Raw genomic sequence first — 16,557 nt, 5'->3', positions numbered from 1 at the left:
GGCGCGGACCGGGCTGAGGCCGTGCGCCGGGCAGCGGCGGCGGGGGCGGCTGCGGTCCGCCACCACGGCGCCCAGCCCGACCCGGCCCTGTAGTCGACCGCTCGACGGCGAACCCTCGCCGCGAGTTCGCGTGGAGTTCACCCGGAGCCGGTCGGATGGGGCTGCTGCGCCCCGTGGCGCACCCTTCCTGCTCGAGAACGGACCTGCGCATGCCCCTGTCCCGTCGTTCCCTCCTGACCTCCGGCGCCGCCACCGGCGCCGGCCTCGTCGTCGCCGGCGCCCTGCAGCCGGCCGCCGCCCTCGCAGCCCCGGCCACGCCCGCCCACGGTGGCTCGCGGACCCGGCTCTTCCCGCCGCTCACCCACACCGAGGGTGACCTGCTGGCGCTGCCCCGTGGCTTCTCCGCCACCCCCGTCGCAGTGTCCGGCAGCACCGAGGTGCACGACGGCACCGGCAAGGTCGTCGGCGCCACCCCCGAGCGACCCGACGGCACGCTCGTCGTGGCCGGCCCGCGCGGCTACCGGCTGGTGCAGAACCACGAGGCGTCGCCGGGCAGCGCCGCCCCGGTGCCGTTCGTCGAGGGCACGGTCTACGACCGCGGCGCGCTCGGCGGCGGGTGCACCGTCATCGAGACCACCCGCCAGGGCGCTCGCGTCTCGGAGTGGGTCGGCCTGTCGGGCACCATCAGCAACTGCGCCGGCGGCCCGACGCCGTGGGGCAGCTGGCTCACCTGCGAGGAGACCGAGGCCAAGGCCGGCACCGGTGGCCTCGAGAAGGACCACGGTTACGTCTTCGAGGTGTTCGCCGGCGCCCCGACCGACCAGGTGCCGCGGCCCATCGCCGCCTGGGGCCGTGCGCCCCACGAGGCCGTCGTCGTCGAGCCGAGCCGCCAGCGGGTCTACCTGACCGAGGACGCCAGCAAGCCGACCGGCCTGCTCTACCGCTGGACGGCACCCGCGGGCTACAAGCTCCGCGCCGGCATCGCCGACCACCTCGGCCCGGACGACGGCACGCTCGAGGCGCTCGCCGTGGTGGGTCCCGACGGCGGCATCCTCCCGGACCTCGCCTACGTGACCGCGGGCCAGATCGGCCGTCCCTTCGCGACCCGCTGGGTACGGGTGCCCGACCGCCACGCGCGCGACACCTCCCTGCGCAAGCAGTTCGCCGACGGTGCCGTCACCCACTCCAAGAAGCTCGAGGGCGCGTGGGGTGACCGCCGCGGCATGTACTTCGTGGCCAGCTTCGCCTTCGCGGCCGGTGACCTGCCCGCCGACGCGACGCCGCACGACGGACAGCTCTGGTACTACGAGTACGCCACCTCGACGCTCACGCTGGTCGCCTACTACCCGTACAACCCGCTCCTGCACAGCGAGACGCTGGACCCGGAGACGGGTCTGGGCCGCAGCCTCGACCTGGCCTTCGACGGCCCCGACGGCTGCCACGTCTCGCCCTACGGCAGCCTGGTCCTGTCCGAGGACGGCAACACCGCCAACCACCTGCTCTCGTGGAGCCGCGAGACCGGCGCCCAGGCGATCGCGCGCAACCTCATCGTCCAGGAGCGCACGGCGGCCGGCGTCCCGGTCTACAGCGAGATGACGGGACCGTGCTTCTCGCCCGACGGGCGCGTGCTGTTCGGCAACGTCCAGGAGCCCGGGCACGTCTTCGCGATCAACGGCCCCTGGCGCACCTACCTGGGCTGAGGCCCTTCCCGGCCACGGTGACCGACGCGCGCCGCCCCTGGCGCCGTCGTCGAGCCCGTGACCGACACCGGCCGGCCGCGACCTCGGGGGAGAGTCGCGGCCGGCCGCGTTGTGCCGCGCCGTGTCGTGCTGTCAGCTGGGGCGCACGACGAGGACGACCTGGTTGCTGCGCACCCGGGTCAGGACGATGACGGCCTCGGTGTGCCCCTTCGCGGGCAGGCGCAGCTGGCGGCGCAGGAGGTCGGCGTCGATGCTGACGCCGCGCTTCTTGATGGTGAGGCGGTCGATGCCGTGGTCGCGCAGCCAGCCGCGCAGGGCCTTGACGTTGAAGGGCATCGCCTCGACGACGGCATACCGGCGCGCGTAGGGGACGTCGACGGAGCGGAAGGACCCGACGTAGCCGACCCCGGTGTCGAGCTCCGCCCCGTCGGTGGCCGCGGTGAGGGCTGGTACGAGGCCTGCACGCAGCACCGCGCGGTCGGGCTCGTAGAGCCACGGCCCGACGTCGGCGAGGTTGACCAGGGTGGGCGCCGTGGAGTCGCCGTCGTGCTCGGTGACGTGGACCGGCGACGCGCCCTCGTGCAGCAGCACCGCGGTGCGCCCCGGCGTGCGGGCCAGCGGCCCGAACCACACGGCGCACTCGACGACCTCGCCGTCGACCGAGGTCCACTGCGCCTCTGCGCCGGTGGGGAGGGCCGCGTGGGGGAAGGCCGGGCTCAGCTTCGCCCCGGTCGCAGGCAGGTCGCGGGCGAGCGCCTGCACCGTGTCCCACGAGGGTGACATCTCGTCGAGCCGGAAGAGCCGGCGCGTGCGTCCGCTGACGTCGGCGACCCCGGGGGTGCGCCGCGCCGGGTCCAGCCAGGCGCCGACGCCCCGGGCACCCTCGCCCGCAGGCGGCGTGAACTCCTCGGCCAGCCCCTGCTGGGCCGAGGACTCGGGCCAGTGGCGGAGGTTGACGCCCGCGATCGCGGCGGTCACCTCGTCGGCGTCGACGGCCCGCACCCGCAGGTCGAGGCCGGCCATGGCCATGGCGTCGGCGCCGATGCCACACCCGAGGTCGTGCACGGTGTGGATGTCCGCGGCCCGGAAGCGCTGCGCGTGCTGCGCGGCGACGTTGAGCCGGGTCGCCTGCTCGAGCCCGTCGGAGGTGAAGAGCATGCCCTGGGCGAACTCGCCGAACTTCGCGGTCGCCCGCGCCCGCAGCCGGGCCTGGTTGAGGGCGGCGGCGACGAGGTCGGGCTCGAACCCGGCATCGCGCAGCCGCTGCTGGAGGCCGAGGGCCCGCGACTCGTCGTAGGGCGGAAGGGACTGCAGCAGCCCCCACCCCTCACCGGTCGTGAGCCGGCGGAGCAGGGGGAGGTCCATGGCGAGCATTCTGGCGTATCCCGACCGGCCGGTCCGTGGGCCGGTCGGGTGGGGTGCGCGGGCGCCTCGGGTGCGGGTGTGCGGTGGTGGCTCAGCCCTGGGTGGAGAGGGTGACCGTCCCGCTCGCGCGCGGGTGCGAGCAGGCCGTGCCCGAGCAGGCGCTCAGGTCCACCGCCGCCTCACCGGAGCCGACCGCGAACGCGGTCGGACCGGAGACGACGAGGTGCCAGGTGTGCGTCGTCCCGTCGCAGGTGAGGTCGACCGGGGTGGCGATCCCGGAGGTGGTGCCCTGGATGAGCCCGCCGCCGATCGCCCCGGTGGCGCCCGCCGCGCAGGAGTATCGGCCGCTGAGGGCCACCTTCCCGTCGCTCGCGACCGTCCCGGTCGGGTCGAGGGTCGCCTGCGCAGCCGGTGCCGTTGCCGGGGCCCGGAACGTGACCGACACGGTCGTGGCGCCCTGGGCGGTGTCGGAGAGGACGGCGACCCAGAACGGGCCGGTGGGTCCGGGCGAGGCGGTCAGGACCGGCCCGCCGCTGCACCCCATGAGTACGTTCGCCTTGGGGTCCGACAGGAGCGCGATCGCGACGGGGTGGTCAGAGGCCGACGCGTCGACGACGAACCCCGCGCCGTCCGGGTCGTCGTAGCGGAACCACACCGCACGGTCGGCCGTCGGGAGCCCGCAGTCCTGGGCGAGCCCGGTCTCCAGCCGGTCCAGGCTCGCTGCCGCCACACCCTCCCGCAGCGTCGTCGGCAGGTCGGCCACCACCGTGGCCCCGCGGTAGGAGTCGTTGCGTGGACGGGGTGCGGAGGGGGCCGGGTGCCCGGTGGGCGTGCTCCGGGTCGTGGCGGCGGGCGACGGGGTCGACACCGTCCGGGGAGCGGCGCTTGCGGCGTGGCTCGGCAGGGCTCGCGGCCTGGTGGTCACGGCCCGGGGGTGCGCAGCAGACGCGGTGCCGGTCGTGGACGTGGCGCGCGAGGTGGTGACGGCGACAGGCGCGCTGCGGGTCGCCGTGGCGTCCGTGGTGCCTGCAGCCACCGTCAGGGCGGCCGGGGGACGGTCGGCAGGGGCGCTGGATGCAGGGGCCGGCGCAGTGGTCGGTGGTGCCTGGCCGGTGCTGGCCGCGGCACCGGCGACCGGCAAGAGGGCCACCGCGGACGCGAGAGCGATGGCGGCGTGTGTCGACTTCATCAAGTTCCCCCCGGAAGCTGGTGAGGGCTCCCGGTGAGCCCTCACCCCTCCAGACGCGTGCCGTCGTCGCGAGGTTGTCGCGCGATCACGCAGGTCCGCCGGAGGGTCCAGGCCAGGCGGGGCAGGTCACGCGTGACAGGTCACGCGGGGCGCTTCCACTCGTACGGCGTGGTGGTGGAGACCTTGACCAGCCCGGCCCGCTCGAGGATGGGGCGGGAGAACTCGGTCGAGTCGCTGTTGAGGTAGCGCTTGCCGTGGGCGAGGGCCGAACGGGCGCGAGCGGCCGTCAGCGCGCGGTAGATGCCTCTGCCGCGCCACTGCGGCAGCGTGGCGCCGCCCCAGAGCCCGGCGAACTCGGTGCCCGCGACCGGCTCGAGCCGCCCGGCGCTGACGACCTCGTCATCCGCCTCCGCGACCCACATCTCCATGTCGTCCCGGGTCCGCAGCCGGTGCAGGATCTGCTCGGCCATCTCCGCCTCGCGCTCGGGGGAGTCGCCGAAGACCTCCGCCTGCATCCTCAGCATCGCGCGGACGTCGGCCTCGTCGGTGACCTGTCGCACCCGCACGCCGTCCGGCAGGTCGACGTCGCCGGCGAGCAGGTGCGCGTCGCCGACCATGACCGACTCCGGTTCGTCCGGCACGAACCCGTGGTCGACGAGCGCCTCGTGCAGGCCCGGCGCGTGGTCGTGGCCGCGGGTCTTCCACTCGACCCGGACGATGTCCGGCAGCGCCTCGTAGTGGGCCAGCGCGCCGCGGACGAGCTCACGCACCGAGGCCTCGTCCGCCGGCCGGCCGTCGACGTCAAGGCTGCGGTAGCTGATGAAGCCGCGACCGCCGAGGAAGGTGGCCAGGACCAGCGGGCCGAGCCGGTCGACCACGACCGCGGACGGCACCTCCGCCTCCTCCCTCAGCTGGGAGTCGTAGGCGTGGAGCAGGGCGGCGGCGCTGGCGGCATCGGTCACGGCGACGACCCTGCCGGGGTGCGTGGTCCCGTGGCAATCGGGTTTCGCCGACGGCCGCCGCATCCGCCCTCGGCGAACATGGCGGGAACCGTTGGCACTCGAGTTGACCGAGTGCCAACTCCGTCTCTAGATTTGCCGTTGGCACTCAGGTTCGTCGAGTGCTAACGAGCCACCCGGTCGACCCCCGCGACGGCGACCGGACGGCAAGCACTCGGCACCACCCGGCAGTACCCGCACCATCCACCTGTCACTCCGACATTCCCGAAGGGGAGGTCCTCATCGTGTCGGTTTCCATCAAGCCGCTCGAAGACCGCATCGTCGTCAAGTCCGTCGAGGCCGAGCAGACCACTGCGTCCGGTCTCGTCATCCCGGACACCGCGAAGGAGAAGCCCCAGGAGGGCGAGGTCCTCGCGATCGGTCCCGGCCGCATCGACGACAACGGCAACCGTGTCCCGCTCGACGTCACCGTCGGCGACCGGGTCATCTACAGCAAGTACGGCGGCACCGAGATCAAGCACGGCGGCGAGGAGTACCTCATCCTCTCCGCGCGCGACGTCCTCGCCATCGTCGGCTGAGCATTCGCACCTGATGAGTGACGTGCCCTGTATGCCGACTGGTCGGCATACAGGGCACGTTGCCTTCGTTCCCTGATTTTCGCTGCTAGAGAAGGACTTTCATGGCTAAGACGCTGGAGTTCAACGACTCCGCTCGCAAGTCGCTCGAGCGTGGTGTCGACGCGCTCGCGAACGCGGTCAAGGTGACGCTCGGCCCCAAGGGCCGCAACGTCGTCATCGACAAGAAGTGGGGCGCCCCCACGATCACCAACGACGGCGTGACCATCGCCCGAGAGGTGGAGCTCGAGGACCCGTACGAGAACCTCGGCGCCCAGCTCGCCAAGGAGGTCGCGACCAAGACCAACGACGTCGCCGGCGACGGCACCACCACCGCCACCGTGCTCGCCCAGGCCATGGTCAAGGAGGGCCTGCGCAATGTTGCCGCGGGTGCTGCTCCGGCCGGGCTCAAGCGCGGCATCGACCAGGCCGTCGAGGCCGTCTCCGAGCGCCTGCTCGCGACCGCCCGCGAGATCGAGGGCAAGGACGAGATCGCCCAGGTCGCCGCGCTGTCCGCGCAGGACCAGGTCATCGGCTCCACCATCGCCGACGCGTTCGACAAGGTCGGCAAGGACGGCGTCATCACCGTCGAGGAGTCCTCGACCGCGACGACCGAGCTCGAGTTCACCGAGGGCATGCAGTTCGACAAGGGCTACATTTCGCCCTACTTCATCTCCGACGCCGAGCGCATGGAGGCTGTCGTCGAGGACGCCTACATCCTCATCAACCAGGGCAAGATCTCGGCCATCGCCGACGTCCTCCCGGTGCTGGAGAAGGTCGTCAAGAGCGGCAAGCCGCTGCTGATCATCGCCGAGGACATCGACGGCGAGGCGCTGTCGACCCTGGTGGTCAACAAGATCCGCGGCACGTTCAACGTCGTGGCCGTCAAGGCCCCCGGCTTCGGCGACCGCCGCAAGGCGATGCTGCAGGACATGGCCACCCTCACCGGCGGCCAGGTCATCTCCGAGGAGGTCGGGCTCAAGCTCGACCAGGCCGACCTCGACGTGCTGGGCCAGGCCCGCCGCATCGTCGTCACCAAGGACACCACCACGATCATCGACGGCGCCGGCTCGACCGACGACGTCACCGGCCGGGTCAACCAGATCAAGGCCGAGATCGAGCGTACCGACTCCGACTGGGACCGCGAGAAGCTCCAGGAGCGCCTCGCCAAGCTCGCCGGTGGCGTCTGCGTCATCAAGGTCGGTGCCCACACCGAGGTGGAGCTCAAGGAGAAGAAGCACCGCATCGAGGACGCCATCTCGGCGACCCGCGCGGCCATCGAGGAGGGCATCGTCGCCGGCGGCGGCTCCGCCCTCGTCCACGCTGCCTCCGTCATCGACGACCTCGGCCTCGAGGGCGACGAGGCGACCGGCTCGCTGATCGTCAAGAAGGCCGCGGCCGAGCCGCTGCGCTGGATCGCCGAGAACGCCGGCCTCGAGGGCTACGTCGCCGTCTCCAAGGTCTCCGAGCTCGAGCCCGGCAACGGCCTCAACGCGGCGACCGGCGAGTACGTCAACCTGATCAAGGCCGGCGTCATCGACCCGGTCAAGGTCACCCGCTCCGCCCTGCGCAACGCCGCCTCGATCGCGTCGATGGTCCTGACCACCGACACGCTCGTCGTGGAGAAGAAGGAAGAGGAGCCGGAGGCCGTCGGCGGCCACGGCCACGGCCACGGTCACTGACCTCACGCCCAGCCGGGGCTGAGTGCGGTTCGTCCGCGCCGTACCTCGCGAAGGCCCGTCCCCACACCGGGGGCGGGCCTTCGTCGCGTGCTTGGACGCCGCTACCGCGCGGTGGCGCCGCGCCGCGGTCCAGGTCCATTCGCGCCGGATCTGTCCCGAACCGCCCCTGGTGGGCGGTCACGAGGGCGATTGGTGACTGATCCGGCGTGTGTCGCCCCGGCGGCACGACCGGTATGGCGCCCGCGGTGATGCCGGTGCGACGCTGGGGTGGTCGTCCGGCAGAGCGAGGTGGTCGTGGCGCGACAGTGGGCCGAGGCGCCGGGCTTCGACGAGTACGTCATCGCCCGGGGGAGCGACCTGCTGCGGACAGCCTGGCTCCTCACGGGTGACGAGCGGGGCGCGGAGGGGCTGGCCCGCGCGACGCTCGACGCGGCCTACCCGCAGTGGTCGCAGCTCGTGGCCCGCGGAGCGGGGTCGTACGACGCCGAGCTGCGCCGCGCCCTCGTCACCACTTACCTGCACCGGTCGCGTCGCCGACGCCCCGACGCGCTGCCGACCTCGTCGCGCACCCCACGACCACCGACCGGCTCGGGTCTGCGGTCGGCGGACGTGTGGCACGCCCTCGACGAGCTGCCGCGCCAGCAGCGGGTCGTCGTCGCCCTCGCGGTCCTCGACGGGCTCGGGGACACCCAGGTCGCGCAGGCGCTCGACGCGGCGACCGGGGACGTGCGGCGGCTCAGGGAGCACGCCGTGTCCGCCCTCGCGCACCGCCTCCACGTCAGGGAGGACCGCGTGGCCGACCTGCTGGACGCGCTCGTCCCCGCCGACCCCCCGGTCGACGCGCTGCTGGCGCGACCGCCGCGTCGGGCCACGTCATGGCGAGCCGTGCGCGACTGGGTCGCCTTGCTCGCGGGCCTGGCGGTCGTGGCCGTGGTCGTGGGGCTCGTCGGACCCCGTGGCGGTGGGGGCGACGTGATACCGTCGCCTCCCCCGCAGACGTTGGAGCCTTTGTCCTGTCGTACCAACGCGCCGCCGCCCTCACCACCCGCGGCCAGCGCGGTCCCGTTGCACACGCGGTACGTCGCGGTCCTGGTCTGCGCCCAGACCGACGAGGGCTCGGTGTGGGAGAACTCCCTGCCGCCCGACGAACCGGTGACCGCGCCGCAGGCGCTCGACGCCCTCGTGCTCGACCCGCGGGGCGCGCCTGGCCCGTGCCCAGCCCTGCCCGAGGGCCCTGCCTTCCGGGTGCTCCTGCGCAGTGCCGACGGCAGCCTCACGACGTGGGCCAACGAGGGGCTGGCCTGCAACGGGTGGCCGGCCCTGGCCCACTACTACTGGGCGCTCGCCGAGCAGGGCGCCGGGCCCGCCGTCGAGGCGGACGGGTTCCTCGGCTGCCCCTCGACGCTCGGCACCCCCAGCGCCCCGAGGGGTCGCGCCCCGTCAGCTCCCACGACCAGCGCCGTCGCGGGCCTGGCCAAGGGCACCGTGCTGGCCTCGGCGACCGCCTGCCTGCACCCGGCCGTCCAGCTCCAGGCCGCGACGCCGCCCAGCTTCCGTGCCGTGCGGGGGGCGGTGCTCGGTGCGCCCGCCCTGGCCCAGCTCAACGCCGACCTCGCGGCGAGCGGGTCGCGGCGCGGCCCGCGCCTGGCCTGCGCCGGCGGCCCCTGGACCTACGCGCTGCGGGCGCGCACCAGCAGCGGACGTGTCGTCGAGCTCACGAGCGGCTGCGCCCGCGAGTTCGCGGTCGACGGGCACGCGCGCGACACCTGGCCGGTCAGCCGGGAGACGACGAGCATGCTGCGCGCCCTCCTCGTGGCCAACTAGGACAGGTCGAGGAGCGAGCGCCAACCAGCGACGGCCGACCAGCGACGGTCGACCAGCGAGATCCGGACCACCGTGGGTCCTCAGCCGCCGGCGACGACCCTGATCACCTGGTCGGCGAAGGTGACGGTCTGCCCGGGGCGGACCTGGGCTCCGCGCCGTACCTCCACGGCACCGTCGACCGTGACCTCTCCGAGCTCGATCACCGAGCGCGCCATCGCGCCGTCGTCGACGACGCCGGCGAGCTTGAGCAGCTGGCCGAGCCGGATGGACTCGTCGCGGATGGGGACCTCGTGCTCGGCGCTCACCCGGCGAGTCTACGGAGCGTCAGCTGGCGGCCGGCACGGTGTCGGGGCCGCGACCGGCGTAGTGGGCCTCGCGCTCGTCCTCGGTCATGGCGCCCCACACGCCGTACGGCTCCCGCACCCGCAGGGCGTGTTCGCGGCACTGGCGCAGCACGGGGCAGGCGAGGCAGACCTCCTTGGCCTCTGCGTCACGCGACCGGCGGGCGGGCCCGCGCTCACCCTCGGGATGGAAGAAGACGTCGGGGTTGACCCGGCGGCAGGAGCCCTCGAGCTGCCAGTGCCACAGGTCTGCGACGGGTCCAGGAAGTCGCGACAGCTCGGCCATGTCCGTCCCCGCTCCTGCGGCACCGTGCCGCTCGTCCGCGACGCTACCGGCGCTGACCTGCACCGATACCAACGCGCGGTATGGACTTGTTCAAGCGCAGGCCACGTTCTGGGCGGCCTCGGCGGCTGCCTTACGATTGGGCAATGAGCCTTGGGTTTGACGACCGCCTCCCCGCCCTCGCCGAGCAGCCGGCCGAGGTCGAGGAGCACGACCCGTTCGGCAAGCTCGGCCTCACCTACGACGACGTCCTCCTGCTGCCCGGTGAGACCGACGTCATCCCCTCCGACGTCGACACGACGGCCAGGCTCACGCGCGAGATCTCATTGCGGATCCCGTTGGTGTCGGCCGCGATGGACACCGTGACCGAGTCGCGGATGGCGATCGCCATGGCCCGCCAGGGCGGCCTCGGCGTGCTGCACCGCAACCTCTCGATCGAGGACCAGGCCTACCAGGTCGACCTCGTGAAGCGGACCCAGACGGGGATGATCAGCAACCCCATCACCATCGGCCCCGACGCCACTCTCGAGGAGCTCGACCGCATCTGCGGCGAGTACCGCGTCTCCGGCCTGCCGGTCGTGGCGCCCGACAACACCCTGATCGGCATGATCACCAACCGCGACCTGCGCTTCACCCCCGTTGCGGAGTGGGCGGGCACCCGGGTGCGCGACGTCATGACCCCCATGCCGCTGGTCACCGGCGGCGTCGGTATCTCGCGCGACGACGCGACGGCGCTGCTGCGCCAGCACAAGCGCGAGCGCCTGCCGCTCGTCGACGACCAGGGACGCCTCGCCGGCCTCATCACCGTCAAGGACTTCGTGAAGTCCGAGCAGTTCCCCCACGCGAGCAAGGACGACCACGGGCGCCTGCTCGTCGGCGCGGCCATCGGGTTCTTCGGCGACGCGTGGGAGCGCGCGACCACGCTCGTCGAGGCCGGCGTCGACGTCCTCGTCGCCGACACCGCGAACGGCCACGCCCGTCTCCTGCTCGACATGATCCGCCGGCTCAAGGCCGACCCGGCCACCCGCCACGTGCAGGTCATCGGCGGCAACGTCGCCACCCGCGCCGGGGCCCAGGCCCTCGTCGACGCAGGGGCTGACGGCGTCAAGGTCGGGGTGGGCCCGGGCTCCATCTGCACCACCCGCGTCGTCGCCGGCGTCGGTGTGCCGCAGGTGACCGCGATCCACGACGCGTCGCTGGCGTGCCGCCGGGCCGGGGTGCCGGTCATCGGCGACGGTGGCCTGCAGTACTCCGGCGACATCGCCAAGGCCCTGGTGGCCGGCGCCGACACCGTCATGCTCGGGTCGCTGCTGGCCGGCTGCGAGGAGTCACCCGGCGACCTCATCTTCGTCAACGGCAAGCAGTTCAAGTCCTACCGCGGCATGGGCTCGCTCGGCGCGATGGCCTCTCGCGGAAAGAAGTCCTACTCCAAGGACCGCTACTTCCAGGCCGATGTCGCCAGCGACGACAAGATCGTCCCGGAGGGCATCGAGGGCCAGGTCGCCTACCGCGGCCCGCTCGGCAACGTCGTCCACCAGCTCGTGGGCGGCCTCGCGCAGTCCATGTTCTACGTCGGGGCCAACACCGTCCCGGAGCTGCAGACCCGGGGCAAGTTCGTCCGCATCACCTCGGCGGGCCTCAAGGAGAGCCACCCGCACGACATCCAGATGACCGTCGAGGCGCCCAACTACGGCAGCCGCTGACCGACCGACGGCGCAGCGGCGTCGAGAGTCGGTACCAGTCCGGGATACGCAATCTGGGTGAGCCGCCCGGAGCGAGGCGGACCCTAGGCTGACGGCACGACCCAAGCAGAGTCGCAGCAGGGGATGGTCCACACAGATGTCGTCGCGCCGTGCCCTCGGTGGGGAGCGACGATCCCCAGACGCCCCGTCGGCGGTCGCCCCCCTCACCCGTCGACGGGGCGTCGCGGCGCCCGCGGCCGGACCGATAGCCTTGCGCGGTGACTGAGATCGAGATCGGCCGAGGCAAGCGCGGCCGCCGGGCCTACTCCTTCGACGACATCGCCGTCGTCCCCTCGCGTCGCACCCGCGACCCCGAGGAGGTCTCGGTCGGCTGGCAGATCGACGCCTACCACTTCGACATCCCGGTCATCGCGGCGCCGATGGACTCGGTCATGTCGCCGGAGTCGGCCATCGCGTTCGGGCGCCTCGGCGGCCTGCCGGTGCTCGACCTCGAGGGCCTGTGGACCCGCTACGAGGACCCCACCCCGCAGCTCGCGGAGATCGCCACGCTCGACCCGGCGACGGCGACCGCGCGGATGCAGGAGATCTACGCCCCCGAGATCCAGCCCGAGCTCATCGTCGAGCGGCTGCGCCAGGTCCGTGAGGCCGGCGTCACGGTCGCCGGTGCCCTGAGCCCGCAGCGCACGCAGCAGTTCTGGAAGCACGTCGTCGACGCCGGTGTCGACCTGTTCGTCATCCGCGGCACCACGGTCAGCGCCGAGCACGTCTCCGGCCGCGCGGAGCCGCTCAACCTCAAGCGCTTCATCTACGAGCTCGACGTCCCCGTCATCGTCGGCGGCGCCGCGTCGTACACGGCCGCGCTGCACCTCATGCGCACCGGTGCCGCAGGCGTCCTCGTCGGGTTCGGCGGGGGAGCGGCGCACACCACCCGGCGCACCCTCGGCATCCACGCCCCGATGGCCAGCGCCATCGCCGACGTCGCCGCCGCGCGCCGCGACTACCTCGACGAGTCCGGCGGCCGCTACGTGCACGTCATCGCCGACGGCGGCATGGGCGACAGCGGCGACATCGTCAAGGCCGTCGCGTGCGGTGCCGACGCCGTGATGCTCGGGGCGGCGCTCGCCCGCGCCACCGACGCGCCCGGCCGGGGCCTGCACTGGGGCCCCGAGGCCCACCACCAGGAGCTGCCGCGCGGCTCGCGGGTCGAGGTCGGCGCGGTCGCGCCGCTCGAGCAGATCCTCTTCGGGCCGGGCAAGCGGGCCGACGGCACCACCAACCTCGTCGGCGCCCTGCGCCGGGCGATGGCCACGACCGGCTACTCCGACGTCAAGGAGTTCCAGCGCGTCGAGGTCGTCGTCGCGCCCTACCAGGCGACCTGACTCACCTAACTTACTACTGGTAATGACGGGGGCGCCGACCTACGCTGCCCCTATGGCCCCGGACCTCATCGCCGACCCCGAGACCGACCCCACCGCGACGTATGCCGTGGACCCGGCGCTCGTGCGCCGGCTGGTCAGGCGGGTGGTCGCCGCCCCGCGGGCGGCCCAGCACGTGAGCCACACCCCCATGACCGGGGCGCCGCTGGCGTCCCTCCCGTTGTCCACGCGCGAGGACGTCGTGGTCGCCGTCGACGCGGCCCGGGCGGCCCAGCGGGCCTGGGCGCGCACCCCGATGGAGCTGCGCGAGCGGATCCTGCTGCGCTACCACGACCTCGTCCTCGAACGGCAGGTCGAGCTGCTCGACGTCGTGCAGCTCGAGTCCGGCAAGACGCGGCTCCAGGCGTTCGAGGAGGTCGCCGACGTCGCGCTCGTGGCGCGGCACTACGCCCGCAACGCGGCGTCCTACCTGCGACCGCGGCGACGGGCCGGGCTGTTCCCGGTCCTCACCCAGAGCACCGAGCACCACCACCCCCGCGGCGTCGTCGGCATCGTCAGCCCGTGGAACTACCCGCTGTCGCTGTCGGTCACCGACGCCCTGCCGGCCCTGATGGCGGGCAACGCCGTCGTCCTGCGCCCCGACCTTCAGGCGTCGCTCACCGCGCTGCAGGCCGTGCAGCTGCTCACCGAGGCCGGTCTGCCCGAGTCGGTGCTGCAGGTCGTGCTCGGCGACGGCCCCACCGTCGGGCAGGCGGTCGTCGACCTCACCGACTACGTCTGCTTCACCGGCTCCACCGAGACGGGGCGGCGGGTGGCGGGTTCGGTCGCCACACGCCTCGCCGGGTACTCCCTCGAGCTCGGCGGCAAGAACTCGATGTACGTCGCGGACGACGCCGACCTCGACAAGGCGGCGCAGGGCGCGGTCCGGGCCTGCTTCTCCTCGGCCGGTCAGCTGTGCATCTCGGTCGAGCGGGTGCTGGTCCACGCCTCCGTCGCCGACGAGTTCCGCCGGCGGTTCGTCGCCGCGGTCGAGGCGATGACCCTGGGCCCGGCACTGGCCTACGGCACCGACATGGGCTCGCTCGTGTCGGCGGCCCAGCTCACCAGGGTGGGTGACCACGTCGACGACGCGCGCGCCAAGGGGGCCACGGTCCTCACCGGCGGCCGCGCCCGCCCCGACCTCGGACCCTACTTCTACGAACCCACCGTCCTGGAGGGCGTCACGGCGGCGATGGACGTCCGCGACGACGAGACGTTCGGGCCGGTGGTGAGCCTCTACACGGTGCGCGACGACGACGAGGCCGTGCGCGTCGCCAACGACACCGACTACGGGCTCAACGCCAGCGTGTGGACCCGCGACACGGCCCGGGGGCGGCGGGTCGCGACGGCCATCCACGCCGGGACGGTCAACGTCAACGAGGGGTACGCCGCGGCCTGGGGTTCGGTCGCCGCGCCGATGGGCGGCATGAAGCAGTCCGGGGTCGGGCGACGACACGGCAGCGAGGGCATCCTCAAGTACACCGAGTCCCAGAACGTCACGGTGCAGCACGTCCTGCCCATCGCGCCCGTGGCCGGCCTGTCCGACGAGTCGTATGCCCGCGTGATGACCGCCGCGCTGCGCACCCTCAAGGCGGTCGGTCGCCGATGACCGCCACCGCCCCGGTCGACTCCGGCCTGCCCGTAGGCAGCCACGTCGACGTCCTCGTCGTGGGCTCCGGCTTCGGCGGCTCGGTCGCCGCGCTGCGTCTGGCCGAAAAGGGCTACCGGGTCCACGTCGTCGAGTCCGGCCGCCGGTTCCAGGACGAGGACTTCGCCAGGACGTCCTGGGACGTGCGTCGCTACCTGTGGGCGCCGCGGCTGAAATGCTTTGGGGTGCAACGGATCCACCGCCTGCCCGACGTCGTGGTCCTGGCCGGCGCCGGCGTCGGCGGAGGCTCGCTCAACTACGCCAACACCCTCTACGTCCCGCCGGAGTCGTTCTTCCGCGACCCGCAGTGGAGCGACATCACCGACTGGAAGGCCGAGCTCGAGCAACACTACGCGACGGCCTCGACCATGCTCGGCGTCGTCACCAACCCGTGCGATGGCATCGTCGAGGAGGTCATGCGCCGCACCGCCGAGGACCTCGGCGTCGGCGACACCTTCCGCAAGACCCCGACCGGCGTCTTCTACGGCATGCCCGGCAAGCGGGTCCCCGACCCGTACTTCGGCGGAGCAGGCCCCGAGCGCACGGGCTGCACCGAGTGCGGCAACTGCATGGTGGGCTGCCGCGTCGGCGCCAAGAACACGCTCGTCAAGAACTACCTCGCCCTCGCCGAACGGCTCGGGGCCACGGTCGAGCCGCTGCGCACCGTCGTGCGGGTCGCCCCGCGCCGCGGCGGTGGGTATGCCGTGACGCACGAGGCCACCGGCGCGTGGGTCCGCCGCGACCGGCGGACCGTCACGGCCGACCAGGTCGTGTTCGCCGGCGGCACGTGGGGCACCCAGAAGCTGCTGCACACCCTGCGGCAGGGCGGCGTCCTGCCCCGGCTCTCCTCACGGCTGGGCCACCTGACGCGCACCAACTCCGAGGCGCTGCAGGGCGTGATGCTCGAGAAGGTCCCGCCGGGCGACAACCTCTCGCGCGGGGTCGCCATCACCTCCTCGTTCCACCCCGACGCCGACACCCACGTGGAGAACTGCCGCTACGGTCCCGGCTCCAACCTCATGGGCGCGCTCGCGACGATCATGGTGCCCGGCGACAAGCTGCCCCGGCCGCTGCAGTTCGTCGTCGAGGCCGTCAAGCACCCGGTCGTGTTCGCGCGGTCGCTGTCGCAGTACCGCTGGAGCGAGCGCACCATCATCGGCCTGGTCATGCAGACCCGGGACAACTCGCTGCACGTCAACGGCAAGGCAGGGCTGTTCGGCGGCCGCAGCCTCACCTCGCGGCAGGGGCACGGCGAGCCCAACCCGACATACATCCCAGCCGGGCAGCGCGCGATGAAGGCGCTTGCCGTGCGGCTGTCCGCGGCCACGGGGTTGCGCGCCTTCGCGGGCGGCAGCCTCGGCGAGGTCGCCGACATCCCCATGACCGCGCACTTCCTCGGGGGAGTCGCCATCGGCTCGAGCCCCGAGCGTGGCGTCATCGACGCCTACCACCGCGTCTGGCACTACCCGGGGCTGCACGTCGTCGACGGCTCGGCCATCTCGGCCAACCTCGGCGTGAACCCGTCGCTGTCGATCACGGCCCAGGCCGAGCGCGCGATGGCCCTGTGGCCCAACAAGGGCGACCAGGACCCGCGACCGGAGCAGGGCGACGCCTACGTCGTGCTCGAGCCGGTCAAGGCCGCGAACCCGGCCGTCACGCGGTACGGCGCCGCCTGACGACGACGCTCCCTACGCTGCCCCCCTCAACGGTCGAGGGCGGCAGCTGAGGAAAGCCCCTGCGCCCCCTCAGCTACCGTCCCCCGTGGTGCGGCTGGAGATGAGCCGGGGAATGGAACCTCCAGCCGCACCACCCGGACAACGAGGCGGTATGGGGC

13 protein-coding genes are annotated in these 16,557 nt (G+C 73.1%); 8 read left to right on the top strand and 5 right to left on the bottom strand.

Annotation, left to right across the window (positions count from 1 at the left end; translation table 11 throughout):
* Positions 1-209 precede the first annotated feature (209 nt).
* Complete coding sequence (locus AB4Z02_RS11115) at positions 210-1,700, top strand: alkaline phosphatase PhoX (RefSeq protein ID WP_441970984.1); 1,491 nt, start codon at positions 210-212, stop codon at positions 1,698-1,700.
* Between the two features lie 132 nt (positions 1,701-1,832).
* Here the strand turns inward: AB4Z02_RS11115 and AB4Z02_RS11110 are convergent, their stop codons facing one another.
* The 3 genes from AB4Z02_RS11110 to AB4Z02_RS11100 form a co-directional block, all read right to left on the bottom strand.
* Entirely contained in the window at positions 1,833-3,065 is a 1,233-nt protein-coding gene (locus AB4Z02_RS11110) for a THUMP-like domain-containing protein (RefSeq protein ID WP_441970983.1), read from the bottom strand.
* Between the two features lie 91 nt (positions 3,066-3,156).
* Positions 3,157-4,254 (bottom strand): DUF6299 family protein, encoded by a 1,098-nt coding sequence (locus tag AB4Z02_RS11105; protein ID WP_441970982.1) that lies wholly within the window; start codon positions 4,252-4,254, stop codon positions 3,157-3,159.
* Positions 4,255-4,394: 140 nt separating this feature from the next.
* Positions 4,395-5,216 carry a GNAT family N-acetyltransferase gene (locus tag AB4Z02_RS11100; protein ID WP_056882341.1) on the bottom strand — a complete coding sequence of 274 codons (822 nt, stop codon included), beginning with the start codon at positions 5,214-5,216 and terminating at the stop codon, positions 4,395-4,397.
* A 281-nt stretch (positions 5,217-5,497) separates the two neighbouring features.
* Here AB4Z02_RS11100 and groES point away from each other — a divergent pair, with 281 nt between their 5' ends.
* The 3 genes from groES (at position 5,498) to AB4Z02_RS11085 (ending at position 9,333) form a co-directional block, all read left to right on the top strand.
* Entirely contained in the window at positions 5,498-5,791 is a 294-nt protein-coding gene (gene groES, locus AB4Z02_RS11095) for a co-chaperone GroES (protein WP_056882342.1), read from the top strand.
* Positions 5,792-5,892: 101 nt separating this feature from the next.
* Complete coding sequence (gene groL / locus AB4Z02_RS11090) at positions 5,893-7,509, top strand: chaperonin GroEL (protein WP_056882343.1); 1,617 nt, start codon at positions 5,893-5,895, stop codon at positions 7,507-7,509.
* A 294-nt stretch (positions 7,510-7,803) separates the two neighbouring features.
* On the top strand, positions 7,804-9,333 hold the full coding sequence (locus tag AB4Z02_RS11085; protein WP_441970980.1) for a hypothetical protein: 1,530 nt from the start codon (positions 7,804-7,806) through the stop codon (positions 9,331-9,333).
* An 80-nt stretch (positions 9,334-9,413) separates the two neighbouring features.
* Here the strand turns inward: AB4Z02_RS11085 and AB4Z02_RS11080 are convergent, their stop codons facing one another.
* Together AB4Z02_RS11080 and AB4Z02_RS11075 are read right to left on the bottom strand one after the other, a co-directional pair.
* Positions 9,414-9,638 (bottom strand): RNA-binding S4 domain-containing protein, encoded by a 225-nt coding sequence (locus AB4Z02_RS11080; RefSeq protein WP_441970979.1) that lies wholly within the window; start codon positions 9,636-9,638, stop codon positions 9,414-9,416.
* A gap of 19 nt (positions 9,639-9,657) precedes the next feature.
* The gene (locus AB4Z02_RS11075; RefSeq protein WP_441970978.1) at positions 9,658-9,960 is read right to left on the bottom strand and encodes a WhiB family transcriptional regulator; all 303 of its coding nucleotides are present in this window, start codon (positions 9,958-9,960) and stop codon (positions 9,658-9,660) included.
* A gap of 143 nt (positions 9,961-10,103) precedes the next feature.
* Between AB4Z02_RS11075 and guaB the strand changes: the two genes are divergently transcribed.
* The 4 genes from guaB (at position 10,104) to AB4Z02_RS11055 (ending at position 16,399) form a co-directional block, all read left to right on the top strand.
* Positions 10,104-11,660, top strand: coding sequence for an IMP dehydrogenase (gene guaB, locus AB4Z02_RS11070; protein WP_056882347.1), 1,557 nt, complete (start codon positions 10,104-10,106; stop codon positions 11,658-11,660).
* Between the two features lie 257 nt (positions 11,661-11,917).
* Positions 11,918-13,039, top strand: coding sequence for a GuaB3 family IMP dehydrogenase-related protein (locus AB4Z02_RS11065; protein ID WP_056882348.1), 1,122 nt, complete (start codon positions 11,918-11,920; stop codon positions 13,037-13,039).
* Between the two features lie 52 nt (positions 13,040-13,091).
* Complete coding sequence (locus tag AB4Z02_RS11060; RefSeq protein ID WP_441970976.1) at positions 13,092-14,684, top strand: succinic semialdehyde dehydrogenase; 1,593 nt, start codon at positions 13,092-13,094, stop codon at positions 14,682-14,684.
* Positions 14,681-16,399: a GMC oxidoreductase gene (locus AB4Z02_RS11055; RefSeq protein ID WP_441970974.1), complete on the top strand. Its 1,719-nt coding sequence runs from the start codon at positions 14,681-14,683 to the stop codon at positions 16,397-16,399. The genes AB4Z02_RS11060 and AB4Z02_RS11055 overlap by 4 nt, the downstream gene beginning before the upstream one ends.
* Positions 16,400-16,557: the final 158 nt, after the last annotated feature.

Source organism: Pedococcus sp. 2YAF34 (genome assembly GCF_052114585.1).
Classification (GTDB): Bacteria; Actinomycetota; Actinomycetes; order Actinomycetales; family Dermatophilaceae; genus Pedococcus.
This window is presented reverse-complemented; position numbering and strand designations above follow the sequence as displayed.